Origin of the sequence: Paenibacillus massiliensis 2301065 = DSM 16942, from assembly GCF_000377505.1 — a bacterium.
In the GTDB taxonomy this organism is placed as follows: Bacteria; Bacillota; Bacilli; order Paenibacillales; family Paenibacillaceae; genus Paenibacillus; species Paenibacillus massiliensis.
Genome location: NZ_KB898189.1, coordinates 63,966 through 89,338 on the forward strand (window position 1 = coordinate 63,966; position 25,373 = coordinate 89,338).

Below are 25,373 nucleotides of genomic sequence, written 5' to 3' on the forward strand. Positions count from 1 at the left end.
AAATTACTTTGTTGCTAGCTGAAGGCCGCGCTGCGTCTCATCACAGTTGCGGCCTTATTTGGAGCGCTCAGTGCCTTTACCGGTCGATTTCTGCTCTTTGCATTGAGATGAATCCCTGGCGTGGATATCCCGCAATGGTTGATTCACAATCTTCTGCAGCCACACCTTCGCTTGTTGCTGGCGCTGCTCTGCCTCCTTTGGCGTCAGCCTTCCCTCCTTCAGCATTTGCTGTTGATTATTATTCATGACGAGCATGAGCTGATCAATTAACTGAACCTCATTCCAGCCTCGTTTTGCCTTAGCCAGTTGGGCAAGCGTCTTGCCTGCTTCAATCTCTTTGTGTATCTCCTTCCGGCTCATGCCGAGCAGTCGAGCTGTCTCTGCCATGAACGAATGCTTAGGTCTATGTGATCTGTACAGTAAATGATGACCCGGCTCGGACTTCTGCTCTCTGGATGGTGCAGGATGAGCCGGATGGATCTCGGAGCTGTGTGCATGCATGGGCATTGAGCTCAGCAACAAGACCACGGTGCATCCAATCCATACAGGCCGTTTCCAATGTAATGCCACGATTATACCTCCTTATTGTCTTGTCTTTTCCTCCAATTCCGTAATATTATGACATGGATGTCCCATTATTATGCAGAGTTTTCCTGTGACTATAACGGGACGTACATTGGAAGGCGGGAGGCTAACTATGAAATGGTACACGACATACAAGGATGAGCTGGAGATTGTTTTTGCAGATGCCCGAGACCGAGTCAATCAATTCCCCCTAGCTCTGCGGAATCAAGCTCTTCAGTACATGGATCGCTTTGATCCTCTTCAAGAGGACAGTACGCGCAATTACATTTGTTATCTGCTTCCCTACTGGCTGCGTGATTTCACGGGTCTCAGCCATGATGTCTACCGCCGACTGGCCCTTGGCAATGTCTTTGTCATGCTGTACTTCCTGCTGCAGGACGATGTGATCGACTCTCAAGCAGAGGATTGTCGCACACAGCTAGTACTAGCGAACTTATTCCTAACGGAAAGCCTGGATATATATCAGCGTGACTTCCCCTCCAATTCAGCGTTCTGGGAATATTACCGTACATATGTCCATGAATGGGCCGACAGCGTCGCCGGAGAGCTAACGAAGGATGATTTTCAGCAGGATCGGAGAAAGGTTGCACTGAAGGCTAGCCCGCTCAAGCTCGCTGGTACTGGAGCCCTGATACTGGCTGGCAAGGAAGCCTTTATTCCTGCGGTTACTGGCATGACAGACGACGCATTGGTCGTACTGCAGATGTCCGATGACTGGGCAGACTGGAGAGAAGATCTGGAGGCAGGAGACTACAACTGTCTGCTATCACTGGTCAGTGCAGAGAATGGACGCAGCTATATGGAAGGACTGGAAGCGCACCAGATTGAACAGGCTATCTTCCTGCACGATGTCTTGAAGAGATATGCCTACATCGCAATCGACATCACGGAGCATCTTGGACAAGCCCAGCCTGTCATTCCGGATTTGCATCAATTCACCGAGGAAATCGCAAGGGAACTGCTGCAGGAGGCCGAATCACTTGAAGCGGGGAAACAGCGATTGCAGCGAGGGGGATTGGAGTATTGGCTGTCGAGACACTTGGAGTGATCGAGCACAAGTTGCTTATGTTTGGTATTTTTATAATTTAAAATTGTAACAAAATGTATCATGAATATAGCCTAATTCTGAAGCTGCGTGCTATACTGGATGGGACAAGCGCTTCATACCCTTAGGAGAGGATGATATGGATGGCTATCAATGAACTTCTTCAAACACAGGTAATTCAAAAAGCCTGGGAAGATCCGGAGTTCCGGGAAAGACTGCTGCATGATCCTAAGTCTGTTATTCAGGAGATGCTCGGAGTCCAGCTTCCAGAGCATATTCAGCTGAAAACATTGGAGGAGACACCTGATCAAATCTATCTGGTGCTGCCACCGAATCCATCAGGAGTCTTATCAGCCGTTAGACCTCAGGCAAGGTGGTAACAGCGTTTAACCGTGGGGAACTGAAGCTCATCGTAGCTTAACCCGAAAAAAAAGCCGGAGTTATCCGGCTGACGGGAATCGGACAACAGCTTCTGTCCCCACCCCTTTTGAGCTTGTAAATGAAATGCTGCCTCCCATCGCTTCAATAATTCGAAACGTCACCATCATTCCAAGCCCCGTACCTTTTGTCTTGTTGGAGAAATAAGGCTCCCCAAGACGTGACAACGTCTGCGAGTCCATCCCTTCACCGTTATCCCGAATGTGAATGATGACCTCTTTGCCCTCCTGATATGCCCATATGTTGATCTGACCCTCTTCATCCAAAGCTTCAATGCTGTTCTTGATAATATTAATGAACGCCTGCTTCAGCTTGGAGGAGTTTCCGCGCACATTCAGTCCAGGCGGAATATCCAGGTAGATTCGATCACCCTGCAGATTAGCCATTGGACTGATGATGGCCTCAATATGCCTGAATTCCTCCAGAAGCTGCAGTGTCTTCACGTGGTCAGGCTCTGGCTTCGCAAAGGTGAGGAAGTCGGTAATAATACTGGATGCTCTGTCCAGCTCACCTAGAGCAATATCCAGATATCCCTTATTCTTGCCCTTCTCCTGACCGCTAATGAGCTGTAGGAAGCCGCGTGTCACTTGCAGGGGATTGCGCACCTCATGAGCTACGGATGCAGCCAGATCACTGATGATATCCATCTTCTCCGAGCGCTGAAGCTCATTATTGAACATTTCCAGTTCGCGAGAATATTGGACGACCTGACGGTGCTTCTCTGTCAAGCGTCGGCCCAGAATCGTAATCAGTGAAAGAATGAAGCCAACGACGCCCCATTTCCATAAGAAGAACTCATATTGCCCCTGTCTTACGTAATAAAGCAGTAGCTCTCCTACAGACGAGAAGCAGAAGCATGCGAACCCCATGGACATAATCGAAGCTTCCTTACTCCCCTTCAGCGCCAGCCGAATGACTGAAGAGAAGAGTAGCAGGAGCAGTGCGATGAGCTGCACGCCCAGAAGCAGAACGCTAACTACGAAATAGCTATCGTAATAACGGTCGCCCGACGACAAATTAATGACCATGAACACCATACAGAACAGGGAGTAGCCTGTTAGCCAAATCCGTGCCCAGCGAATATAACGCTTATCATCCAGAATCTGCTCGAAGAACAGGGCGAGTGCTGGTGACAGCATGTACAGTGAAATATCGAATAATTGCAGATAGAGCTTGCCACCCTCTCGATAAAAGGTGAACAGGAACGGAGAATAAGTGACGATCAACACGCCTACCGATAGCACCACGATACATAAAGAAATCCAGAGAAGCAGATTCGGTCGGAATAAAAAGAATGAGCAAAAAGCCAGAACGGTTGCGATCAGGATAAAGGCTCCACCTAGCACGATATCCAGTATATCCTCCCAGATCAGGTCTCCCATCAGTTCCCGATGATCGCCTACGACCACTTTACCGCTAATTCCAACCTTATCCTGACGGCTGTCCATCCATATGTATAGCTCCTTGCCGCTGTCCTTCTGCTGGATCGGAAGCAGTACCTTGTTCAATTCATAGCTGTAAGGACGGTACGATTCATACATAATCATGTTGTCCTTGTAGATCGTAATGTGCTTCCCGTAAATATTCTGAAAATAGATAGCCGGTATCTCGTCATACAACTGGGGTACCTTCAATCGGATCCACGCAGCAGTTACACGTTCAGGCTTGTCCGGCAGAACTTCATCCCCTGTAACCGTCGTCCATGACAGATCCTTGGATAGACCTTCATGAATCGTCCCTCTCTCACCTGGTCCAGCCCATCTCATATCCCAAGTCGGAATAATCTGATCCGTAGAAGCTACTCGGGTAGCTGATGCAGGTATAGCGCCAACTGCAGCGAAGATCACTACGATCCAGATAACCGTTATTGCCTTATAAGCGTATTTCATGCAAGGCACCTCAACAGTTTCATTTTCGATGTAGCCATCCTGTGATTACTTCTATGATGGAAGTTATAATACTCGCTCAACTTGATGTTACATGTAATAATTCTATAGCCGCACCTTGAACACCTGCTTGTAGCATGCACAAACTCATTTGGAGCGAAAGCGGGCCTCCTCATACTGATTCTCAATCATCTCACGCTCCCGCTTCTCAATCTGATCTCTGTATTCCACCCATTGCTTGCTGTCCTCATCCTCATATATCGTCCATATATCACTGAATAGGTAGTCCCGTAGTTCAACAACCTTGCCCGCCAAAATACCATTTGCCCAGTACAGGCCATCAGGGCGGCGGATCACCGTTCGACCATAACCCGGAGTAGACGCCTTCTGTCCGATCCTGATAGACCTCACCATATGTCCGAGTGTCAGCCAGTCCATTGTGTTACCTCCCGTTGTTGGGTCCCTTGCTGAAAAAATCAGCGTCAGAAGTGTCCATTTATCATACAGCAATAAGGCATCGGTTGAATAGCCTTTCACTTCCCTAGGTAATATATACTTCATCACCCTCATGCGCGTTTGACCTTGGCGTAGTTGGGGTAAGGTGCCAATAAGAGGCCATGGGTGGCCATAGGTGACGATGTTTCTTATTCAAGCGAACATGATCATGTTATTTCAGAGGATCAACAAAGATGCACAATCTAATTTATCAAAGGAGATGATTGTCATGCCTAATGATAACCCGAGACTGTACACGGAGCCGTCATTGCAGAACGCAGAGAACAACTGGGATAATCTGACGCAGGGAGAATATGAGACGCTCCAAAATGTACCTGATGCAGATGCACTCAGTCCCAATAGCCCGATTGATCCCTCTGCACCCGAAGAGCTACTTCACGGAATCGACCTGCTGAACGGCTTCGATGGCGAAGAGGATACGCCTCCTGATAACGCTGAAGTGGCGTCTTCACATCCTGAGCGTACATCAGGCTAAGCTTGAAGCTATGCAATGACATAGCAATCACCTGACACAGACTATAATTATGATTCAAGCCTCCGTTAACCGTTTAAAGTGGTGTCAAGATACTTTATTCGCCGAATTCAAGGAGGGTTACATCATGAGTGAACAACATCGCAAGGTCGATATGGAACGTACCGAAGTAAGGAGAACCTCCGATTCCAGCCGGGTAGCCTCCACATTCATCAAATATGCTGCCTATATTATTATCTTTTTTGGATTTCTGTATTTTCTGGTCCGCTACGTCTTTCCGATGCTATAATACGATCCGCATGAACAAGGAGATGAAGCATGATGTATAAGGACCCATTAAGTCAGGCTGATCTGGCCTACGAACGCTATAATAAGCTCTCTCCACCAAGTTCAGAGCCGGACATTCCGGAGAGTGATATGGAATATGTAGGCACCGTCACTGATCACGAGGGATTGGCTTCAATCCCTGGCTTCAAGAAAGCCGAACCTGTACGGTCGGCACTTGCAGACCCGTTTGAGGTTCGTATGCGTGATAGCAGGAGCGCAGATCATCGACCACGAGGCCCGGGGTCTGCATTATCTCAGGAGCGCTCGGATACGTAGCTCGTCACATAGCTCGGATACCCAATGTATTGTATGGAACCTTGGGCAATAGCAAAGCATCCTTATCTCAAGTATACTCAAGGGAACTTTACAGCAGCAGCCCATTAGATGCTTTCTGGGCGAATAGATAGTTCGGAGTGAGCACAGGCTCACAGAGAACAAAAGACAGCCGACCCATTTTCATGAGGCGGCTGTCTTCTTGTGTGTTCTCGGGTATTCTGGCTGCTCTGCTGTGCTTTGGATAGCTCGTCATAATCCTGAAGTATCTTATCGTAATATTGATAACCTCACCGAGCAGAATGAGCTGTCTTGGCTTGCACTCTGGGCTCCATGGCTCTCGCCTTGCTGTATAAGAGAACTGCAGCCACCAGAAGCATGATGCCATTAATGATGAATACCCAGCGAATCGGTAGCAGATATCCGAGTAGCCCTCCCAGTATTGGTCCTGCCATTGTTGCCAGCTGGGATGCCGACTGGTTAAGGCTGAATGCCCGTCCACGAAATTCGCGTTCCGTGACTTGAACGATCATGGCATTAATAGAGGGCAGCACGCCTGCATAGAATAGTCCGTATGCAAAGCGAAGCACACCGAAGCCTACAAAATCCGTTACAAAAAACTGCAATATGTTACCGATTCCCGAGCCGATGAGACCAATGAACAGCACCTTGCCGAACCCGATTCTGGAGCCGATTCTTCCCCAGCGTGGAGCCATGACCACCGTGGCAATTCCAACAGCGGAGAAGACAATGCCAGAGGTTAGCGAGGCGCTATTTCGATCAACACCCATTTCCATGACATATACCGTAATTAGCGGCTCCAGGATCATGACCGAGAATGAGCTGAGAGCAACCATGCCAAGGAGCAGCACAAAGGGCTTGTTGGCAAAGGCCACCTTCAAATCATCCTTGATATGAGAACGGGGGGCAGAGCTATTCAGCTTGTGCTCCTTCGCGCCGATCGTAGCGATCAGTGCCGAGATCAGAACGACCACGGCAGAGAACAGAAAAGCACTTCGATTCCCGTAATAATGACTAACTACTCCGCCAATCAGTGGCCCTATGATGCTGCCCGTGGCACCCGAGGTAGCCATGATACTCAGTGCATAGCCTGTCTTCTCCTCTGGGGTATTTGTCCCGACGAGCGCAATGGCTGCCGGTACAAACCCGGCCAGCAAGCCCTGAAATACCCTTAGTACAAGAAAAGCGTAAGGATCACTCACAAAGTAATTCAATAAATAAAGAACGGCAAGACTGAATCCGGAACGGATGAGCATCGGCTTGCGTCCATATTTATCTGCCAGTGAGCCCCAGAATGGAGAGATCAGCGCACTGGCCAAAAAGGTGATCCCAAAGGCCACTCCAGACCAGATTTCCAGACGATCTGTTACACCAAGCTCCGTGGTCAGATAGATCGGAAGAAAGGGGATCGAGATGGAATAGGCCGTGCTGCAAAAAAACACACCGATCCATAGCACTACCAGATTGCGTTTCCAAGAGAAGTCCATCGTGCACACGTCCTTTCCGTTGCCTCCATTCTACGCCTGTTTCCGAAAATGTCCAGCCTACCTGACATCAATAGCTAATTACAACAGTCCCACGAGCATCGGGTCTATGGAATCCGTCACACCAGCCTCGGTGCATGTCGCTGAAGAAGCTGATATAATAAATAGCTGTAACCAATGGAATACCTGAAGAGTTGGGAGAGGATTGTATGGCTAAAAAGAATAAGAAGCCTTTAGCTGCTCGTCCTTCTGCACCGGATAAGCCTGCTACCTTGAAGGATATGCTAAGCAGTGATGTGCTTGCCCAGTTGAAGGCCGCAGCACAAGCTACTCAGGCCGAACAGGACAAGAAAGCGGAGGAAGAGCGTACACGAGCCGCCGAGGCTCGCAAGGCTGAGCAAGCCCGGTTGGATAATGATTTTGAGTATCTGCTGAACAACAGCAAGATGGACTGGCAAAAGCATAAATGAGCGTCGGCTGACGTACATTTATGGAATGTCGCCTTCTGAGTGAAGCTGTGGTCTTTTTCTTTTCTCGCGCTGATGAAGTGGTTGACGCTGATGACAGCTTATACATTCTAACATCTAAATAAGCCGCAGCCCTCTGGGCTCCGGCTTGGCAACATGCCACTTAGTGCATGTATATGAAAAATGTATATGAAAAGAGTAATCTTGAAAACTATAGCCAATCCTGTATAGCAAGCAACCAATAGCAGACGACGGTCCATACCGGAAGGCTGAACAGCAGCCCCCACGCCAGACCTTTGATTAGTTTCGTATTCATCTCCATATTGTTCTCTTCCCCTTTCCTTGGGATAGCAGCAGTATGGGCATCCAGCAGCAATTCAATACCGCCATACCCAAGTTACCGCACACAATCAGGTTACATATCATGTACAAGGGAGTAGAAACGATGAACTTTATGAATCAAAAGCGTTCCAGACGATACACTATCCTGATCAGCCTTCTTGCTGTACTCATGGTGATTCTTGCGGGCTGCGGCTCGAAGCCTGCTGCGACTCCAGCGCCAACACCAGAGGCAGCTCCGACAGAATCTACCGCAGGCACGGGCGAGGTATCCCATCCGATTGCAACGATCGAGATGGACAGCGGCAAAGTGATTAAGCTTGAGCTCTATCCGGAGGTAGCACCAAATACGGTCAATAACTTTATTAGTCTTGCCAAGCAGGGCTTCTATGACGGGCTGATCTTTCACCGGGTCATCCCAGGCTTCATGATTCAGGGTGGAGACCCTGAAGGAATGGGTACAGGTGGTCCTGGCTACAGTATCAAAGGTGAGTTCAAAACCAATGGCTTTGATAACACTTTGAAGCACACTACAGGCGTGATTTCCATGGCACGCTCACAAAGTCTGGATTCTGCCGGCTCGCAATTCTTCATTATGACAGCCGATGCCAGCCAGCTGGATGGTCAATATGCGGCCTTCGGTAAGGTAACGGAAGGACAAGATGTTGTCGAGGAGATCGTCAATCTTCCCCGCGGTGCAAATGATCGTCCAAATGATCCACCAGTTATGAAGAAGGTAACGATCGACACCTTGGGCAAAGAGTACCCCGAGCCTGTAAAAGTACAATAAGAGAGCGCCCATTCTTCAGGATGAGCATAATCCAAACCTGGATCAGCCTCTCGTGACCATAACCTGATCTATATCTCAGCTTCATATCCTGGGACCAGAGACCGCATGCGATGCATGCGGTCTCTCTGCTTAAGTATAGGAGATCCTGCATCGGAACCCACCTAAGTGATCTTGAGAAACTAACCTCATGTATCATGTATACGTTTTCTTTACCCTAATTATACGCACTTGAGTCACTTTAGGTGCGGATTCCAGTGAGAGATTATCTCCAGCTAGGTACCTGAACATGGGTATCGGCAGGAACAGAATTTGCTTTCCTGTGCTTCTGTAGCCAGAGCTGGGGCGTATCCTGTACTCCGCTCAGGCGCATAACAAAAGCTCCGGCAGGTAGCCCCTCAAGCAGCAGATACAGGCGATTCCCATCCGTCTCTGATGAGCGTATACGCAGTTCCTCCACAACGTAATCAGAGATTTGACGAGGATAATGACCAACACTTAGTGCAGCATTCGTCTCAATGCGCTTGCTGAAGGTAACGACAAGCTCATCAGCCGCCGAACGACTGACCGATAATGGGATCGGGGGCTGCTCATACATATAACCGCCAACATGGTATTCATAGGCAGTCCAAGCATCAAATCCAGCTGCGGGAACATGGGCAGCAAATTGCCGCAGCCAATCTGTCCCGCGTACCATACGAGGAAGCGAGCCAATATCCGCCTGAATACCAATGGGTAGCCTTGGATAGCTGGAACGGATTGGATCAAGGAACTCTCGATACTTTGTAATGTAATCTGCAGGTAATCTGGCCTTCATCCAGTCTGGCCAATGCGTCTGGAGAATGTGCATATCGGGCTTGACCTGACGAATCATGGAGACGGCATCGAGTCCTTGCCATTCCCGCAGTAACGCTGGCCCCCTCCGTCCACTCTGGACAGCAAGCGACCAGGTCGCTATTTGAATATCCGGTCTGGCTTGACGAACACCACCTGCTCCATTAATTACTTCATCAATCATGTGATTCACGGCCTGCACTCTGAGTTCGACCCACTGGCTATATAGCTCAGGGACTTTTTTGTAGTAACTTGATGAACGCTTGTCTCTGAAATCCGGCATCGCAGAGCCGAATTGTGCCTGGAAGACAGCTGCCGCATGTGTCCCGATATCTCCATAGGTCCCACTGGCTAACCCCTCCCACTCGGGAAAATAAGGCTCGGCAATCTCGAACCCGTCGAAAGGTATGCGCTGTACCAAGCGGGCCGCCTCCTGCTTTCGCCACTGCACATATTCTTCTGCGAACGGTGACAGTCGGCAATAGCTATCGTTAGGCTCCTTTACCAGCTCCATCCTCCACTGCTTCCAGCCTTCAGGGAGATGAGCTGTGCTGAACGCCCCATTTCCCAGGATCATCGCCCATACAGCAATTCCGCGTCGCTGGAGAGCTTCTACGATCTTATCGTTGACCTGATCCTCACGGACTACAAAATAATGGACACAGCGATAGCCCGCAGCCTCAAGCTCTACTGCCACGCTGTCAGCCGAGCGATCCTGGTAATACGCAAATAGCGGATCAATCTGAATAGAAGCTCCCGTCATCAGTCTCTGTACCCGTTTATACGGGCCCAACGTACCTGCGCTCATTCCCCCGCCTCCTTCTTCTTCTGCTAGATATGGACTGCATATCTATCGGAATCTGTGTCTGTAACTATACTGTGTCTCTGTGTCTCTGTGTCTCTGTGTCTCTGTTCTTGTATTTGCACATGAACTTCTGTCGATTCATTAACCTTTTATTCACATGGCTTCTATAGCCCCCGCTTTAATTTCATCAGTCTCTGCGGATATCAGAATCGGGTTAAGGGGACACACACACCCTCATTCTAGCTTAGGCTGTCTGTATTCCCGTGCTCCTGTGTTTATTCTATTCTCGACAAGGGTATGGAATACAAGAAAGCACAGCCTGTTAGAGAGGGAGGAAGCATACCTATGACAAATTCACGATTACAGGGAAAAGTGGCCGTAGTCACAGGCGGCGGCTCAGGCATCGGACAAGCCGCGGCAATCAGATTTGCGCAGGAAGGCGCCAGAGTCGTCATGCTGGACCGTACACCAGAGCATGCTGAGAAGACGAAGAACATCATCGAACGCGCAGGTGGTGAAGCGCTTGTCATGAAATGCGATATTTCCAGAACGGATATGATCCAGGACAGCATGGATCAGGCTGCAAGCCAGATGGGCGGGCTCGATATTATCTTTGCCAACGCAGGCATTAACGGTTCCATGGCACCCATTGAGACGATGGACATCGAGGATTGGGATCAGACGATGAACATTAATCTCCGGGGCACCTTTGCAACAGTCAAATATGCCATTCCTCATCTACGAGCACGTGGGGGAGGCAGCATCATTATTACTAGCTCCATTAATGGCAATCGTACCTTCTCCAATATTGGCTTCTCAGCCTATGCTTCTACCAAAGCCGGGCAAGTAGCGTTCATGAAAATGGCTGCTCTGGAGTTGGCCCAGTACAAAATCCGGGTCAACGCCATTTGTCCTGGTGCCATCGAGACAGACATTGACGACAACACTTATCCGTCTGACGATCTGGAAGAGGTACAGATTACAGTCGATTTCCCGGAGGGGGATCATCCCCTTGAAGATGCACCGGGTACCTCTGAGCAGGTGGCTCATCTTGTTTCTTTTCTGGCATCTGACGAGTCCTCTCATGTCACCGGAACCGAGATTTACATCGATGGAGCAGAATCGTTGCTCCGCGGATAACTGCTATGTCAATGTATACTCAGGCATAGCTTGAAGCTACAGCAAGAGGCCGAACATGAAATGAGGCTCCATCCCCTCATACTGTTCAGCCCTCTGCTGTGCTCTTCCTACTGGCGGTGCTTGAAGCTGCCCAGCGTGTTCACGACTGGAGTGTGACATTAATGCCAATCATCGTGACAGCTCCCTTCCTTTCTATGCCACGTACAGTGATTGTACCTGCTATCCAGTCATATCCACGGATTGTCGTCTGCGAGAGTCTCCCTTGCTGCTCTGCCCGCGGCTCCTGCGTAAGAATAATGAGACAGCCAGCCTTGCACACCACAGCGCAACAAACAGGAACATTGCAGCCCATACCGGAGCAGGAATGAACGTACTCGCGGCCAAATTAGACGCATCCCCGGCTTGCCCTGGCGAGGTGACGGCAGCCAACATGAGCATGCTTGGAGCTAGCACCGATTCCTCAAGCGTGATGAACGCGAGCAGCAGATAATACCCTTTGCGCAACCAATCGCCCGCGAAGAACATGATAATGGCATTCAGAAGTATGAAGCCAGCTAGCCACCAAAAGCCATAGCCACCATGCACGTACAGTGCGACCATAACGGCGGCAATCAAGGTCATCACGGCGAACCCCAGCTGTTCAAGCCTTTTGTAAAATAAATAGAAAAGAAGTACAGCAAACAGAGAAGCACCGATATATCCTGCCAATGCTGTAAGAATAGCCGCCCAGTTGGAGGTTAATGTTGAATAGGTCACTCCGCTATGGTCTGCGTTGAGATCAATACGAATGACCTCGCCTGAGGTCAAAAGCGTGACTACAGCATGACCGAATTCATGCACCATTGTATCCAGTGTGCGGAATAGATAAGAAAATGGAATGAACCTTGTTAGCAGCGCGGCCACAAATAGTAATAATATTGTCTTCAGCCAATCTTTCATAAAGTCTCCTTCCTTACATCTATAGTCCTTTACGATATCCGTTGTTGTCCCGTCTCATATTCCTAACCTTCATCCAACAGCTCCAGCAACTGTCCAGAGTCACATTGCTTGTATAATTCGTGTATGCTAACATAAGAATATAAAAAGGACCGGCGGCAACCGGTCCCTGCACAACACCGCTAAAAGAGCGGCCGGCTGTGAGAAAGCGATCAGAAATAGACCCTATCCCTTGGGCGGGCGGTCTATTTCTTTTTGTGTTGATTAAGCGCAATGGATATTGTAACGACAAGCCCGATCAGTGCAATAAGCAATGATCCGAACGCTACCATTAGCATCAATGCGTCTTTGACCTCCACAGGCATCACCTCCCTTCCGGGAGATTAGCCGACCGCCCTATTAGCCTAAGTTGTACAAGCCAAATTATAACATAAATGAGTCCACGGAGCTTCTTCGGCTCACACTACAGCTTTTTATGCCTATTTGTTATATGATGATTAGGATAGCATACTTTATCATGCATTCTTAACACTGCATTCCGTTCAATAAGGAGATATCATATGCCAATTAATCGCAGATTAAATACAGACGCCGATTTCCAGGAAGTTATGGATTTGCGCATCCCGGTCCGCATCTTCGAAGCGGATCAGCTCGTTGGCAGCGGGGGAGTCGTCATTCGCTTTGATGATCAGACTATCGTCGTCCAGCGAAGTGTCAGCGAGGTCGATTACCATTCACGTGACAACTGCGAGTTCTTCGCTCTGAAGGACTAGTCATACCTCATCCGATACACGAGTATAACCACAAAGAGGGACTCACTGCAGCCGTTGCTGCGTGAATCCCTCTTTCTTTGTTAGTAAAGCTACAAGAGCTCCCCCAAGCTGTCCCATGCATGCCTGTTGCTCAGCGACAAGGCCATACTAGGTCATCAAGAACTAGTTAGAGGCCTTCAGCTAATACAGTCACTAAGCCTGTATGGTCCGTGTCTTCATGAGCAGCTTGTTCGTCAAGGCCTTAAGCTCCTCGGAGGAGGAAGATATTTCTTCCATAATGGCTGTCTCCTCGTTCGCAGCCTCATAGATTCGCTGTGCCCCATCATGGAAGGCTGTCGACATTTCCTGGATGCGATTCATATACTCGTACGTCTGCTCGACACGAGTCGCTTGCTGTGCAACGGACGTCTCCATTACCCGCGTAGCATCAATGAACTCTGCAATCATCGCTATGAGCCCTTTCAGGGTCTCCTCGACAGAGTGGCTACGCTTGGATTCCTCCATCACCAACGTATTCTGACGATGAATGAGCGTGACCGTCTCATGAATCTGCCCTTGTATACGGCTGATCATCTCGTTAATCTGCTCTACCGATGCGGAGCTCTGGGAGGCCAGTCCACGAATATGCTCGGCCACCACTGCGAAGCCCCGACCTTCCTCACCCGCACGGGCCGCCTCGATAGACGCATTAAGTGCCAGCAGATTGGTCTGTTCCGCAATTTCCTTGACACTCGCTGTGATCTCTTCAATTTTGGAGGCTTCCTGCTCCAGTCGGGATACGACATCTCTGGATTGCGAATGCGATTTCATAAGTTCGTTCATACCTGCAAGCAAGGACGAGAAGACAGCACGAGTAGCCTCTACCGAGCCCTCCATCTGGGTTGACATGGATAGCATCTGCTCAGACTTGGTATGCATCATCCTGAAATCGCCCAGCATGCGGTCAGCTGTCTCAATGGATTGAGTGGAAGCCTTCTTCTGTTCCTCTACCCCCTCTACAATGACATCTACCTGACCAGACATGGATTCAATCTGTGCAGTAGCTTCAGCGATTGCTGCGCTCAATGTCTCTGCATTATGAGAGGTTGTATTGCTGCTATGTGAGATTTCCTCGAACAAGTCCTTAAGATTATGAACCATATGGCGGAACGAATCGTACAACACTTTAATCTCGTCCTGTTCGCGTCGTTCAGGGATATCTACCACAAGCTTGCCAGAGGAGATTTCCTCTGCTACTCTTGCCAATACAACGATCGGCTTGGTGAGCAGCTTCGAGATGAGCCAGCCCAGAATCCCGCTCCACATCACACCCAACAGCAGAATGATTGAAATGTAGACCCACTCTGCCATGGACGGAGCAATCCAATCTTTGAGAACAAAGATAAAGACGGAACTGGTACCGTAGGTGATTGCAGAAATAATGATGAAGCCTAATACCATTTTAGCGCCCAAAGATAATTTCATGATGCCCCCTTGAATCGTCATTGAATAATTTTACCATTTCATCCATAAAGCTAGCGTGACATATATCACTACCATATAATAGCAGGGGCCTTGAGTACGAGAGTCTAAAGACCTATGAAGATAGAGATATTTTCGTCATATGGGTCTTAGAGCTTGTTAGTAGACGCGATATTCACAGACTTCCCGAAAATTACAGCCTCCACAGGCTCGTCTTGAGGGTATTGGCGTAAAATATGTCATAGGCTTGGGCCGATTGTAGTATTCATCATCCAGACACGACTTCATCTCATCGAGGTCTCTTCCCACTTGTATTTCTACACGCTGAATGTCTTCGCTGGTCGCCTGATAAGTCTCCTGCTCACCTGTCGCCAGATATTCAACACGGAGTTCTATGTCCTGTAGGGGAAGATTATACGTATCTCTTACATAAGAAGCATACAGATAGAGCTGATCTGTGAAATCCTCTTTCTTGCCCGTCTTCCAGTCTACGATAATCATGCGACCGTCATTCCGCCGATACAGCATATCCATCTTCACAAACGTCTTGGTCTCATGCAGCAGCATGGTGTCCCACTTCTCCACCTCTACAATCTGGCTTCCACTCCGCTGCAGCTCAGACCAAGTCTTAGAGGTATATAGATGCTGAATGACCGCCCCAAGGCGCTCCTTAATCACCATGATTCGTTCGCGGAGCTTGTCCTCTTCCTGGTAATACATTTCGGCAAGCATCAATCTGCGCTTGGGCTGCAACAGCCACGCCTCCACATCCTTTGACTCCTGATAGCCTTGATTGAGCATATCCTTCATCGCCTGCTGTAGAAAGGCCGTTCGAGGCACTGGCTTGCCCTGATCAAGCGCCTGCACAGCTGACTGACACATTCGATGCGTAAGATCCCCGAACCACAGATACAGGTTGCTGAGCTGTTTGAGACGATATAATTTCACCTGCTCTGGGGTGGACTGCTCCGGATTCCAGCCATTGTGCGAGCCGTAATAATGATAGTAATACTTGCGAAGGCACTCATTGAACATATTCGCTCTGGATTGGGAATAGGACCAAGGCGGGTACATGACCACAACAACCTCTCCTCTCTCAAAAGTCAGTGTTCATACGACGAAAAAGGCAGCCCAGACAGAAGTTCTCTGTCCGAGCCGCCCTCTATTATACTATAGTACAGCTATACTGTAGTACATCAACGGTTATTTACGCTCCAGAATCATCATGCCATCCTCATCGATCTCCAGGGTAGCTCCCAATGCCTGTGCTCCTTGGCGAATCGGAATGTACATGTCACCATTCTTATCGGTGTAGATTGGTGTTGGCAGAGCAATCGTTTGACCATCAACGATGATCTCCTTCGCTCCATTCTTCAGACTAATGACCGTTCCAGTAATATCATCAGTCATCAGAACTGCCTTGGCATCTGCATCCCATTTCAAATCAGCATCGAAAGTATATGCCAGATCCCGAACCGACACGAGGTTCGTGCCATTGCGGTTAATGACCCCATATTCCTCTTCAGGGTAGAAGTAGCCATACTTCTGGGTGATCTTCATCGTATCCTTCAACAAAGAATAGATGTAGGAATTGCTGTCAAAATTGCGAAGCATGTTGCCTGGAGTTGTTGACGAGCTGTCTTCCAGGGTAATCACACCAGCAGAGGTATCAATTTTGGCTGCCGTTACTGCACCATTCACATTCCAGATTTCATTCTCGCTAACAAGGCTTGCAGATGAGATCGGAACCCCCTGGTTAGCAGGCAGAGCTACGACCAGCTCCGTCCGATCCTTGCGAATGTTCAGGTTGTTGTCAAAGTACAGCTCAGTGCTCAGCTTCGTGTTCGGTCCCAATACCGTCTTGAGTTCAGGTACTTGGGCATACATGAGGGTCACACCTGCGTCATACTGTTGAATCAGTTCATCCAGAACCGTCTTCACCTCAGCATAAGCTGCGTCAATTCCCGCTTGTTTGTCTGTACGGTATTGCAGCAGAGGACCTTCCGTAACCTCTTCGCCCATTGATGCAGTTACGCTGGATGCAACCTCCAGCACTTGACCGATAAGCTCTTTCAGCCCTGTCTCATCCTTGGACAGGCTTTCCAGCATCGGCTTAACGAGCTTAACAGCCTCTTCGGCACTGATCTCAGCCTGCAGCTTGGTCAGTTGCAGCTTCTCACCGTATACCTCTTCGTTCACGGATTGAACGGTGATTTTGGATGGATTCGGAGCGTGCTCAACGAACAGACCAGCCGCATCCTTCACCAGCTCAACGATTTGTTCTTGGAACTCCTTCTGATTCAATCCCAGCTCAGCCAGCATAGGGTCCTGCGTCATAGGTATGTATAGCGGCTTCTTGGCCCCCTCAACTAGCACAGTTACACCTTGCGTATCCACAGCCATCTCAAATGGAAGACGGACATCTTGAACAGCCAGCACCCCTTTGGCAGAAGCTACCTCCTGGGACTGAGCCTTCACTTCATCAAAGGAAAGACTGATGGAATTAATAAGATCAATAATTTCCTTATCCCCGGCCGTGATTCCCGCTGCTGGTTCCAAGTGTAACGAAATTGTCGAGCGAGATTCCGAGCTCTTTACATCAATGCTCCCTAACAGAGCCTTGTTCACATCCAGACCACCTACCGCCTGACACCCCGTCAAGACGATCAATAACAGCACCAACGGAGCTGCAAGCCACTTTTTAATCTTCAATGCGATTTCTCCTCCCTAATGAACATTTTACAATGCCAGTAATAATTTCCCTCCTATTATCTCAATGTTAGCTGCATTTGTAAATCAGCCTTAAAGAGAGTAAACACTTACATACGACAGGGTCCTTAGTCCTAATTAGTACGATTCAGCTTTCACCTTGGAGCATTCGATGAGCGAGCAGCGCCATCTCTAGACAGCGTCGTTTATCCGCCTCCATGTAGCCTTCACCGAGAATTTCCTGGATTTTGGACAAGCGATTGTAGAGGGTCTGCCGATGGATGAATAGCCGATCAGCGGTATCTTGCTTGGAGCCAGAGCAATTGAGGTACATCTCCAGCGTATCCATAAGCTGCATATGGTGCTCCAGATCGTAAGCGATCAACTCGCCGATATGATCCTCTACGAACATTGTCAGAAAAGGGTTGCGTGGAATTGCCTTCAGAAGCTGATAGATCCCAAGCTGTTCATAAAACAATACATTTCGCTTTCCCTTCACGCTTCGGGCGATCTCAATCACCTGATAGGCTTCCTCAAAGCCCTGATTCGCCTCCAGTGCACGAGATCTGCTGCGGCCAAAGCCTGCATGGATTCGAACTCCTTCCAGCTGCTTCTCTGCATAATTGCGCATACCCTGAATCAATTGAGCCAACACTTCGCGAATATGCACAATTGATTTGGGGGTGAGCGCCTCTCTTGTGCACAGCAAGTAGACCTGATTCCCCTTGGCCATAATCTGCCCGTGCAGGTTCAGTTTCTTGAGCAAGGAACGCAACAGCACCAGGAGATCCTGGTGTACGGCCTCTCTACGCACCTGGCTAATGTCCTTGCGCAGATGCTCTACCTCGATCATGCCCGCTGTGAACCAATACTGCCCTTTCGTCAAGAGACGTAATCCCATCCGACTCTGAGCCTGCTCTTCATTAGCAATTCTCCTATGAAGCAGATCCTGAATTAGCTCATTCTGATTGCGAAGGGTTCGTTCCTCCAAGAACTGTGTGCGCAGCACCAGTGTGGCAGCCGCCCTCGACGTATGATCCAGAAGCAGCGACATCGACTCCTTCAGAGTCTCATCCGCTTGAATGAAGATGCCGACAGCCGAGAATACTTGACCGAAGCAGACTACAGGAGAGAATAGGATGGATGTATGCTCATTAAGCCTGAATACGGAGTGCGTCTCCCGATCTGAACCCAAAGCTCCCTCTACCTCCTGTGAATACAGCTGTTCCAGACGTTCAGCAAGCCTTGGATGAATAGAAGGAACAAAACGGTTCGCATCAATAGTGGACATATAGACAACCTGCCGTGACACATATTCCTGAAGCAGACGAAGGATTGCTGTCATATCAGAGCTACGCAGGGTCTCTGTCTGTAGCTTTCGCGAGAAGCTCTCCAGATCTTGCAGTAGCAGGTGGTGACGGTTAATAAGAAGGGAGTGGATATCCTGAGTAATCTCAACAAATCTCACAGGCTGCTCAAATACAATAATCGGTAGCTGATGTGCATTGGCAAGCGACAGAATTTCTTCGGGAATCGTATCAATAGTCGTGCCAAATTCCACGCATAAGCCTGCCGCTCCTTGACGAATCAATTGCTCCATGTACTCGATTCGTTCCTTCTCATCCCGCTTCATCCAAAGACCCGTAGATAATATAAGATCATGCTGGCTTACGAACGGAGATACATGGGTAATCTCCAGTACATGCACCCAACCGACGGTGCGCTGCACGCCCTGGATTCCAGCGACCAGAACTGCTCGCTGGAATACGGGTCTCTTCAGCAGATCTGCGATGGTAAATGTATCTTTCCCGTTCATAATGACCCCCTTATGTGACATTAGTTCACATTACAAGAGGATTTTACGGCATCACACTGGATAATTCAACAAAAAGTAACGCCCACACTGTAAATCCATTGACAGAATGTATAGTGCCAACCGGAACAGAGACTAGTAAACTGACAGTAAATCTAACACTTGCTATGAAGAACGGCCTGAACAACTACGAACGAAGACACCATCGGGATGAAAGGAAATGTACAACCTGCATGCCATTTTATGAATGAGGTGATTGGATTATGATTATTGGCGTTCCCAAAGAAATCAAAAACAATGAAAATCGTGTAGCCCTTACTCCAGCGGGGGCTGCACAGCTGGTGCAGCATGGACATACCGTACTGATCGAGTGTGCAGCTGGTGCGGGCAGTGGCTTCTCTGATCCCGAATATGAGGCAGCAGGAGCCTCCCTCATTCATGACACAGCCGAGGTATGGTCACGTGCTGAAATGATCATGAAGGTGAAGGAGCCTCTGTCAAGCGAATATGAATATTTTCGCCCAGGACTCATTTTATTCACCTATTTGCATCTGGCGGCCGAGCCTGCTCTGGCCAAAGCCCTTACGGATCACAAAGTGACGGCTATCGCCTACGAGACTATAGAGGTGAATGACAGTCTGCCACTGCTGACCCCCATGAGCGAGGTCGCCGGACGCATGTCCGTGCAGATTGGAGCACAGCTGCTGGAGAAGCCTAAGGGCGGCAAAGGCATTCTATTATCCGGTGTTCCAGGTGTGTCGAGAGGAAAGGTAACGATTATTGGCGGCGGGGTCGTGGGTACACATGCTGCCAAGATGGCCATTGGCCTCGGCGCAGATGTTACGATGCTCGATTTGAGTCTGCCTCGTCTCCGTCAGCTGGATGATATCTTTGGTACACACATACGCACACTCGCATCCACGCCTTCCAATATCGCTACTGCCGTAGCAGAGGCTGATCTGTTGATTGGAGCGGTACTGATCCCGGGAGCCAAAGCACCAAGGCTGGTGACTGAAGCGATGGTGAAGACGATGAAGCCTGGCTCTGTCATCGTAGACGTAGCCATTGATCAAGGCGGAATCGTAGAGACAATCGACCATATCACTACTCATGACGCCCCTACGTATGTGAAGTATGGCATCCTCCATTATGCTGTCGCAAATATGCCGGGAGCCGTCCCTCAGACCTCCACATTGGCACTGACCAATGCCACAATGCCCTTCGCCATGCGCATTGCTGATCTGGGCGCCGAGCAAGCCATTCGCAGTAATGCAGCCATTCGCAGTGGGACCAATGCCTTGAATGGCTTTATCACCTATCAGGCTGTAGCCCGGGATCTGGGATATAACTATATGTCCGTAGAGGATGCTTTGGCAACGCAAGCACCAACTGAGCAGGCCACTTCCGTTCGATAGATCACAGCTCCCCAGTAAGATCGCTCCTTCTCTAAATAAAGCATCTAAGAGCTCTTGAGATGGCTAAGCCTGTCCAATTATTAATCGGTTATGGGGCACTAATCTAGAAGTTGACTTGCAATAGTTTAGCGTAGACTTGCATAAATTTTTATAGACTTTTATAGATTTGCAGTTAAATAAAAACAGGCACGGGACAGACTTTTGTGAGCTGTCCTTTTGCCCGTTCTCTTAATAATTCTTGCACTGTCTTCATCACATGTCTTCAAGTAGTAGTAGCTACAGGAGGAAGCCAGCCTTTCACCTTCATTGATAGCAATTTCCGCAGCATCAGAGGGTTGAGATCACTTGATTAAAAAAACACGCTTAATAAAGCGTGTAGGATTCATGCCAAGGCTTCTAAGGCAGCCGGGATCGTCCGCTCTGTCTGACGCAGTACATTTTTGCAGAGCAATTCGAACTGCTCACGCTGCGCTACTGTTGCCTCGCTACGATACTCCTCGAACAAGGCCATGCATAATACTAATTGCTCCGTCTGATTCAGCTCTAGCGAACGCCGGAGGCTGAGCAGATTATAGTTCAAGCCGAGGGTATAGCGTCTGCTGCTAAGCAAATAGATGCCATAATAGTAGCAGAAGCGGGCATATTGAGCTTTTCCCAGACTACCACCCCCTTGTCCTTCACCAGCATGACTACCAAACTCCATATCGACCAGCAGTAGCGCCAACTGCTTATCGATGCAGATCCGATGAGCGATGGCCGTCTGCACCAGCAACAGCAGCCCTTCCATAAGCTCCGCAGGCTTTCCTCCTGCCAGGAATTCAGCATATTCCGTAATCAGCATCACATTCCCGCTACGTAGCTCCAGCATATACAGATGCTTCTGCGCCTGCCGAACCAACTGCTGCGCTTCCTGAAATCCACATTCATCCAACTCTCCAAGCTCGCTGAGCTCCTGGTAAGCCTGAATGCAGCTCCGCGCCTCATCCAGCCTCCCTTGCTGCTCCGCTGCAATTCCACGATAGAACAGACTTTGCCCATAGTAGACGATCAGCGGCTGAAGCTCCTTCTCCTGCAACAACGTTTGTCCAAATTCTTTTCGTTCACGGGGATTGTGCAGCATAGTCCCCGCTAACTGTTCCAGCTCACTTGCTATCGCATAGACGTCAGCCCAGCGATCCGTCATGGCAAATTGCTGACATAACATCAGTAAGGCATCTACAGCATAGCTCTCAGGCAGCTTGGTCCGGTATGGCATGAAGCGAATCGTCTCGTCCGCTGCATTGCCCTGAAGCTTGCAGGCGATGACGAAGAGACGGTAATGACTAGTGGCCAGCCTCTCGGAGTGAGCATAGCGCTCGCTCTCAGCAATGCATTCATAGAGCACTGCCGACGCGCTATACAGCTGCCCCTGATACATCTGCTCTGCCGTCTCGAAAATCCCTGGAATGTAGGACAAATCATCAGCCAGTTGATTCAGCACTCTGTGAATACAGGCTGTCTTGCCAAGCTCTGCGCACCGTAGAAGAAAAGGGCGAATTCTCCGCCAATGCGGTGCGAACTCTACCAGACATTCCTCTACATAGACGTCATACAAGTCACCCTCCATGCGTCCCATACCCTCAGTGATCCGATCCAATTGCCCGACAGATATGGGACGCGGTGAATGTAGACTCAGGATGGAGCTAAGCGTCCCCCGATTAATCCCACTGATCTCGGCGAACTGCTCCAATGTATAGTTCTGTCTTATCAGATGCTGCCTGAGTTCGTCACGAATCGTGGTGGTCTCAGCCATACGAATCACACCTCCAATCGGAATTTGACGAGAGATTTACACCAAATTTTTACAATAATTATATTATATTTCCTTGTTCGACAATCGTCAATCTGCCCCATCACATCGCTCAAGGTCTTGTATCATAATGCTATATCCTCACCGTATGTCGTAAGCAAAGACCCCTTTCCTTCCGCCTTACGATAACGCACGACGGTAAAAAGGGGACCTGTCTGATCATGATCAAGATGCCTCTATTCAATTCCATATCCGTTAACCATCAGGCCAGATACGCTTCCTTCACTTGATGATTGGACAGCAAGCGGGAAGCATCATCCTGCAGTATAATCTCTCCCGTCTGAATGACATATCCACGATGCGCAATCTGAAGCGCATGGTAAGCATTTTGCTCAACCAGCAGGATCGTCATTCCCTCAGCGTTCAGCTCCTGTATAATTTCGAATATTTGATCCACAAGCACAGGAGCAAGCCCCATAGAAGGCTCATCAAGCAGCAATATCTTGGGCCCCATCATTAGCCCGCGGGCAATCGCCAGCATCTGCTGTTCGCCACCACTCATCGTGCCGCCAGCCTGATTGAATCGCTCCTTCAAGCGTGGAAAATAGACAAACGCCTTCTCCATTCTCTCCTTAATCAGCTTCTTATCCTTTACGGAGAAGGCGCCCATCTCCAGATTCTCCTTCACGGTCAGCTTGGGAAAAATTCGTCTCCCCTCCGGTACATGAGCAATCCCTTCCAAAGCGATGCCGTAGGGCGGCTTGGACGTGATGTCGCTACCGCCAAACATCACCTTACCTTTCGTCTGAACCTGCCCACATATGGCCTTGAGTGTCGTAGACTTTCCCGCCCCGTTGGAGCCAATCAGTGTCACGATCTCACCCTGCTCCACCACTAGCGAGATGCCCTTGAGCGCCTGTATACCGCCGTAATAAGCTTCCACCTGCTCCATCTGCAGCAGACTCATACCGTCACCTCTTCCTCTACAGCGCTTTTTCCGAGATAGGCCTCAATCACCTTCGGATGGGAGCGAATATCTGCTGGACCACCCTCGGCAATCTTCTCTCCATGATCCAGTACCAGGATATGCTCGGACAGCTCCATAACCAGCTTCATATCATGCTCAATCAGAATGATAGCTATGCCTAGCTCCTCTTGTATGCGGCGAATGAGCTGCGTTAGCTCCACAGTCTCTCTCGGATTCATCCCGGCTGCCGGTTCATCCAGCAGCAGCACCTTCGGTCTGGCCGCCAACGCTCGTGCGATCTCCAGTCTACGCTGAGCACCGTAGGATAGACTGCTAGCCTCATCGTTATACCACGGGGCTAGCCCCACATATTCAAGCAGACGGTAAGCCTCCTCTTGCGCATACTGCTCCTCATGCCGGACACGGGCAAGATTCAGCAATGTACCGACAATTCCCGTCCTGAGGTGAATATGCATCCCCACCTGAACATTTTCCAGCACCGTCATGGACCCGAACAGACGAATATTCTGAAAAGTACGCGCAATACCTTTGCCCGTAATCCGGTCAGGCTTCACATTCACAATCGACTCCCCATCCAGCACAATATCCCCTTCATCCGGGACATAGATGCCGGTTATCATGTTGAAAAATGTTGTCTTTCCCGCTCCATTTGGGCCGATTACAGCCGATATTGTCGCATCCGGGAACTCAAAGTTCACCCCATTCACCGCCAGCAAGCCACCAAATTGCTTCTTAAGGTTTCTAACTGCCAGTATCGACATACGCTTTCCTCCTTCCTGACCCTGTTATTCAGGTAATGTCGCCTTGCTAGAGACTGGACGTACGTTGGATTCCTGCTTGCCAGGTACAGCCACCTTGCGGTTCTTGGCTGAGATCAAACCATGCGGCCTATAGATGGCCACCAGAATCAAAATAGCTCCAAAAATAAAGCGTTGCATCTTCGCAGGAGATAACGCATTCGGGATTTCTACAATCCCCTTGTTGGAGAGCTGGTTCAGCCAACCCGTGAACTCCGTCAGCACCTGCAGATTCAGAATAGTGACCACCGCCGCACCCAGAATGACACCAGGGACGCTTCCCATCCCCCCCAGTACCACCATGACTAGAATCGTGGTCGATTCAATGAGTGTGAAGCTCGTCGGGTCAATGAAGGTCTGCTTGGCTGCGAACACGACCCCCATCATCCCGGAGAAGGAGGCACCAATCGCAAAGGCCGTAAGTTTCGTACGAATCAGCGGAATTCCCATGGACTGAGCGGCAATCTCGTTCTCACGGACGGCTTTCCAGGCGCGACCGAGGCGTGAATGTTCAAGTCTTCTCACTGCGAAGATGACCACGGCCAGAATCCCTATGACAATGAAATAAAATTGATGCGGGAACGTAAATACATATCCGAACATCACCGGGGGTTGAATAGAGGACAGCCCGAGCGCTCCGTTCGTAATATTCACTGGCTTCTCCATATTATTGAAGATAATGCGGATGATCTCTCCGAAGCCCAAGGTCACGATGGCCAGATAATCTCCTTTTACCCTGAGCACAGGTAGCCCTAGCAATATTCCGAAGATCCCCGCCATGAAGCCACCCAGTAGAATAAAGATCCAGAAGCTTGTGCCATCGAGCGGAAAGAAATCGCCACGGATAAAATTATTAGCCTGCCCCGTAGCGAAAATGCCGTAGGTATAGGCCCCAACTGCAAAGAATGCAACAAAGCCCATGTCCAGCAGCCCGGCGAACCCGACGACAATATTCAGCCCCAAGGCCATGGCAATATAGATTCCGCACTGTGTCGCTACCTCCATGTAGGATTCGTAAGCAGGTCCACCCGAGCTAGCAAACGGAATAATCAAGATCAGCAGCACGCCGGCAATCGCCCATTTCATCCCGTTACTGAAGGTTGTGTAGTACAACATGAGCAATGAGCCCAGCAGCAGCAGGAAGGAGGCAACCGATTTGTCCATGAAATAGACTCCCGAGGCTGCCAGTGCTACAAAGACGATCAGAATTCCAGCCTGGATAGGCCTGCTAGCTTGAATTAAGCTTGTAATCATGCTTTGAATTCGCTTCATA

General features: G+C 49.4%; 26 protein-coding genes. 10 read left to right on the forward strand and 16 right to left on the reverse strand.

Translation table 11 applies throughout. From position 1 onward, the window contains the following. Positions 1 to 54: 54 nt before the first annotated feature. The gene (locus tag D328_RS0111295; protein WP_018885118.1) at positions 55 to 570 is read right to left on the reverse strand and encodes a hypothetical protein; all 516 of its coding nucleotides are present in this window, start codon (positions 568 to 570) and stop codon (positions 55 to 57) included. Between the two features lie 127 nt (positions 571 to 697). On the opposite strand from D328_RS0111295, the gene D328_RS0111300 reads away from it, so the two are divergent. Together D328_RS0111300 and D328_RS0111305 are read left to right on the forward strand one after the other, a co-directional pair. Next, positions 698 to 1,633, forward strand: coding sequence for a hypothetical protein (locus D328_RS0111300; RefSeq protein WP_018885119.1), 936 nt, complete (start codon positions 698 to 700; stop codon positions 1,631 to 1,633). A 140-nt stretch (positions 1,634 to 1,773) separates the two neighbouring features. Continuing rightward, a complete protein-coding gene (locus tag D328_RS0111305) occupies positions 1,774 to 2,010 on the forward strand; it encodes an NHLP leader peptide family RiPP precursor (RefSeq protein WP_018885120.1) in 237 nt (78 codons plus the stop codon). Positions 2,011 to 2,070: 60 nt separating this feature from the next. Here D328_RS0111305 and D328_RS0111310 read toward each other — a convergent pair whose 3' ends face one another. Continuing rightward, a complete protein-coding gene (locus D328_RS0111310) occupies positions 2,071 to 3,957 on the reverse strand; it encodes a sensor histidine kinase (RefSeq protein ID WP_018885121.1) in 1,887 nt (628 codons plus the stop codon). A gap of 144 nt (positions 3,958 to 4,101) precedes the next feature. Next, positions 4,102 to 4,392 (reverse strand): hypothetical protein, encoded by a 291-nt coding sequence (locus D328_RS0111315; protein WP_018885122.1) that lies wholly within the window; start codon positions 4,390 to 4,392, stop codon positions 4,102 to 4,104. Between the two features lie 286 nt (positions 4,393 to 4,678). On the opposite strand from D328_RS0111315, the gene D328_RS0111320 reads away from it, so the two are divergent. The 3 genes from D328_RS0111320 (at position 4,679) to D328_RS0111330 (ending at position 5,545) form a co-directional block, all read left to right on the forward strand. Further along, a complete protein-coding gene (locus D328_RS0111320) occupies positions 4,679 to 4,945 on the forward strand; it encodes a hypothetical protein (protein ID WP_026281129.1) in 267 nt (88 codons plus the stop codon). A gap of 124 nt (positions 4,946 to 5,069) precedes the next feature. Next, the gene (locus D328_RS31225) at positions 5,070 to 5,231 is read left to right on the forward strand and encodes a hypothetical protein (protein ID WP_018885124.1); all 162 of its coding nucleotides are present in this window, start codon (positions 5,070 to 5,072) and stop codon (positions 5,229 to 5,231) included. Positions 5,232 to 5,260: 29 nt separating this feature from the next. Beyond that, positions 5,261 to 5,545, forward strand: coding sequence for a hypothetical protein (locus tag D328_RS0111330; protein WP_018885125.1), 285 nt, complete (start codon positions 5,261 to 5,263; stop codon positions 5,543 to 5,545). Positions 5,546 to 5,832: 287 nt separating this feature from the next. On the opposite strand, the gene D328_RS0111335 is transcribed toward D328_RS0111330, so the two are convergent. Then, positions 5,833 to 7,050 (reverse strand): MFS transporter, encoded by a 1,218-nt coding sequence (locus D328_RS0111335; RefSeq protein ID WP_018885126.1) that lies wholly within the window; start codon positions 7,048 to 7,050, stop codon positions 5,833 to 5,835. 206 nt (positions 7,051 to 7,256) lie between these two features. Between D328_RS0111335 and D328_RS0111340 the strand changes: the two genes are divergently transcribed. Further along, on the forward strand, positions 7,257 to 7,517 hold the full coding sequence (locus D328_RS0111340; protein ID WP_018885127.1) for a YqkE family protein: 261 nt from the start codon (positions 7,257 to 7,259) through the stop codon (positions 7,515 to 7,517). Positions 7,518 to 7,968: 451 nt separating this feature from the next. Next, entirely contained in the window at positions 7,969 to 8,643 is a 675-nt protein-coding gene (locus tag D328_RS0111350; protein WP_026281130.1) for a peptidylprolyl isomerase, read from the forward strand. 262 nt (positions 8,644 to 8,905) lie between these two features. Here the strand turns inward: D328_RS0111350 and D328_RS0111355 are convergent, their stop codons facing one another. Beyond that, complete coding sequence (locus D328_RS0111355) at positions 8,906 to 10,282, reverse strand: hypothetical protein (RefSeq protein WP_018885130.1); 1,377 nt, start codon at positions 10,280 to 10,282, stop codon at positions 8,906 to 8,908. Positions 10,283 to 10,624: 342 nt separating this feature from the next. Here D328_RS0111355 and D328_RS0111360 point away from each other — a divergent pair, with 342 nt between their 5' ends. Then, the gene (locus tag D328_RS0111360; RefSeq protein WP_018885131.1) at positions 10,625 to 11,419 is read left to right on the forward strand and encodes an SDR family oxidoreductase; all 795 of its coding nucleotides are present in this window, start codon (positions 10,625 to 10,627) and stop codon (positions 11,417 to 11,419) included. A gap of 36 nt (positions 11,420 to 11,455) precedes the next feature. On the opposite strand, the gene D328_RS31760 is transcribed toward D328_RS0111360, so the two are convergent. The 3 genes from D328_RS31760 to D328_RS31520 all read right to left on the reverse strand — a co-directional run bounded on the left by D328_RS31760 (position 11,456) and on the right by D328_RS31520 (position 12,714). After that, complete coding sequence (locus tag D328_RS31760) at positions 11,456 to 11,587, reverse strand: hypothetical protein (RefSeq protein WP_267879788.1); 132 nt, start codon at positions 11,585 to 11,587, stop codon at positions 11,456 to 11,458. A 51-nt stretch (positions 11,588 to 11,638) separates the two neighbouring features. Next, positions 11,639 to 12,358 (reverse strand): M50 family metallopeptidase, encoded by a 720-nt coding sequence (locus D328_RS0111365; RefSeq protein WP_018885132.1) that lies wholly within the window; start codon positions 12,356 to 12,358, stop codon positions 11,639 to 11,641. A 242-nt stretch (positions 12,359 to 12,600) separates the two neighbouring features. Then, a complete protein-coding gene (locus tag D328_RS31520; RefSeq protein WP_018885133.1) occupies positions 12,601 to 12,714 on the reverse strand; it encodes a putative holin-like toxin in 114 nt (37 codons plus the stop codon). A gap of 201 nt (positions 12,715 to 12,915) precedes the next feature. Here D328_RS31520 and D328_RS0111375 point away from each other — a divergent pair, with 201 nt between their 5' ends. After that, positions 12,916 to 13,128: a hypothetical protein gene (locus D328_RS0111375; protein WP_018885134.1), complete on the forward strand. Its 213-nt coding sequence runs from the start codon at positions 12,916 to 12,918 to the stop codon at positions 13,126 to 13,128. A gap of 192 nt (positions 13,129 to 13,320) precedes the next feature. On the opposite strand, the gene D328_RS0111380 is transcribed toward D328_RS0111375, so the two are convergent. The 4 genes from D328_RS0111380 to D328_RS0111395 form a co-directional block, all read right to left on the reverse strand. Beyond that, positions 13,321 to 14,592 carry a methyl-accepting chemotaxis protein gene (locus tag D328_RS0111380; protein ID WP_018885135.1) on the reverse strand — a complete coding sequence of 424 codons (1,272 nt, stop codon included), beginning with the start codon at positions 14,590 to 14,592 and terminating at the stop codon, positions 13,321 to 13,323. Between the two features lie 156 nt (positions 14,593 to 14,748). After that, positions 14,749 to 15,669 carry a PD-(D/E)XK nuclease family protein gene (locus D328_RS0111385; RefSeq protein WP_018885136.1) on the reverse strand — a complete coding sequence of 307 codons (921 nt, stop codon included), beginning with the start codon at positions 15,667 to 15,669 and terminating at the stop codon, positions 14,749 to 14,751. Positions 15,670 to 15,792: 123 nt separating this feature from the next. Beyond that, a complete protein-coding gene (locus D328_RS0111390; protein WP_018885137.1) occupies positions 15,793 to 17,301 on the reverse strand; it encodes a copper amine oxidase N-terminal domain-containing protein in 1,509 nt (502 codons plus the stop codon). Between the two features lie 145 nt (positions 17,302 to 17,446). Further along, on the reverse strand, positions 17,447 to 19,114 hold the full coding sequence (locus D328_RS0111395; RefSeq protein WP_018885138.1) for a PucR family transcriptional regulator: 1,668 nt from the start codon (positions 19,112 to 19,114) through the stop codon (positions 17,447 to 17,449). Between the two features lie 260 nt (positions 19,115 to 19,374). Between D328_RS0111395 and ald the strand changes: the two genes are divergently transcribed. Beyond that, a complete protein-coding gene (gene ald, locus D328_RS0111400) occupies positions 19,375 to 20,526 on the forward strand; it encodes an alanine dehydrogenase (protein WP_018885139.1) in 1,152 nt (383 codons plus the stop codon). Positions 20,527 to 20,908: 382 nt separating this feature from the next. Here the strand turns inward: ald and D328_RS0111405 are convergent, their stop codons facing one another. The 4 genes from D328_RS0111405 to D328_RS0111420 form a co-directional block, all read right to left on the reverse strand. Continuing rightward, on the reverse strand, positions 20,909 to 22,318 hold the full coding sequence (locus D328_RS0111405; RefSeq protein ID WP_018885140.1) for a helix-turn-helix domain-containing protein: 1,410 nt from the start codon (positions 22,316 to 22,318) through the stop codon (positions 20,909 to 20,911). Positions 22,319 to 22,577: 259 nt separating this feature from the next. After that, positions 22,578 to 23,282 (reverse strand): ABC transporter ATP-binding protein, encoded by a 705-nt coding sequence (locus tag D328_RS0111410; protein ID WP_018885141.1) that lies wholly within the window; start codon positions 23,280 to 23,282, stop codon positions 22,578 to 22,580. After that, entirely contained in the window at positions 23,279 to 24,064 is a 786-nt protein-coding gene (locus D328_RS0111415) for an ABC transporter ATP-binding protein (RefSeq protein ID WP_018885142.1), read from the reverse strand. The genes D328_RS0111410 and D328_RS0111415 overlap by 4 nt, the downstream gene beginning before the upstream one ends. 24 nt (positions 24,065 to 24,088) lie before the next feature. Next, positions 24,089 to 25,372 (reverse strand): branched-chain amino acid ABC transporter permease, encoded by a 1,284-nt coding sequence (locus tag D328_RS0111420; protein WP_018885143.1) that lies wholly within the window; start codon positions 25,370 to 25,372, stop codon positions 24,089 to 24,091. Position 25,373: the final 1 nt, after the last annotated feature.

Bases quoted from the DNA above. Each gene is read 5' to 3' on its own strand.
- D328_RS0111300 (WP_018885119.1), top strand. From the start codon at position 698: ATGAAATGGTACACGACATACAAGGATGAGCTGGAGATTGTTTTTGCA.
- D328_RS0111305 (WP_018885120.1), top strand. From the start codon at position 1,774: ATGGCTATCAATGAACTTCTTCAAACACAGGTAATTCAAAAAGCCTGG.
- D328_RS0111310 (WP_018885121.1), bottom strand. From the start codon at position 3,957: ATGAAATACGCTTATAAGGCAATAACGGTTATCTGGATCGTAGTGATC.
- D328_RS0111315 (WP_018885122.1), bottom strand. From the start codon at position 4,392: ATGGACTGGCTGACACTCGGACATATGGTGAGGTCTATCAGGATCGGA.
- D328_RS0111320 (WP_026281129.1), top strand. From the start codon at position 4,679: ATGCCTAATGATAACCCGAGACTGTACACGGAGCCGTCATTGCAGAAC.
- D328_RS31225 (WP_018885124.1), top strand. From the start codon at position 5,070: ATGAGTGAACAACATCGCAAGGTCGATATGGAACGTACCGAAGTAAGG.
- D328_RS0111330 (WP_018885125.1), top strand. From the start codon at position 5,261: ATGATGTATAAGGACCCATTAAGTCAGGCTGATCTGGCCTACGAACGC.
- D328_RS0111335 (WP_018885126.1), bottom strand. From the start codon at position 7,050: ATGGACTTCTCTTGGAAACGCAATCTGGTAGTGCTATGGATCGGTGTG.
- D328_RS0111340 (WP_018885127.1), top strand. From the start codon at position 7,257: ATGGCTAAAAAGAATAAGAAGCCTTTAGCTGCTCGTCCTTCTGCACCG.
- D328_RS0111350 (WP_026281130.1), top strand. From the start codon at position 7,969: ATGAATCAAAAGCGTTCCAGACGATACACTATCCTGATCAGCCTTCTT.
- D328_RS0111355 (WP_018885130.1), bottom strand. From the start codon at position 10,282: ATGAGCGCAGGTACGTTGGGCCCGTATAAACGGGTACAGAGACTGATG.
- D328_RS0111360 (WP_018885131.1), top strand. From the start codon at position 10,625: ATGACAAATTCACGATTACAGGGAAAAGTGGCCGTAGTCACAGGCGGC.
- D328_RS0111365 (WP_018885132.1), bottom strand. From the start codon at position 12,358: ATGAAAGATTGGCTGAAGACAATATTATTACTATTTGTGGCCGCGCTG.
- D328_RS0111375 (WP_018885134.1), top strand. From the start codon at position 12,916: ATGCCAATTAATCGCAGATTAAATACAGACGCCGATTTCCAGGAAGTT.
- D328_RS0111380 (WP_018885135.1), bottom strand. From the start codon at position 14,592: ATGAAATTATCTTTGGGCGCTAAAATGGTATTAGGCTTCATCATTATT.
- D328_RS0111395 (WP_018885138.1), bottom strand. From the start codon at position 19,114: ATGAACGGGAAAGATACATTTACCATCGCAGATCTGCTGAAGAGACCC.
- ald (WP_018885139.1), top strand. From the start codon at position 19,375: ATGATTATTGGCGTTCCCAAAGAAATCAAAAACAATGAAAATCGTGTA.
- D328_RS0111405 (WP_018885140.1), bottom strand. From the start codon at position 22,318: ATGGCTGAGACCACCACGATTCGTGACGAACTCAGGCAGCATCTGATA.
- D328_RS0111410 (WP_018885141.1), bottom strand. From the start codon at position 23,282: ATGAGTCTGCTGCAGATGGAGCAGGTGGAAGCTTATTACGGCGGTATA.
- D328_RS0111415 (WP_018885142.1), bottom strand. From the start codon at position 24,064: ATGTCGATACTGGCAGTTAGAAACCTTAAGAAGCAATTTGGTGGCTTG.
- D328_RS0111420 (WP_018885143.1), bottom strand. From the start codon at position 25,372: ATGAAGCGAATTCAAAGCATGATTACAAGCTTAATTCAAGCTAGCAGG.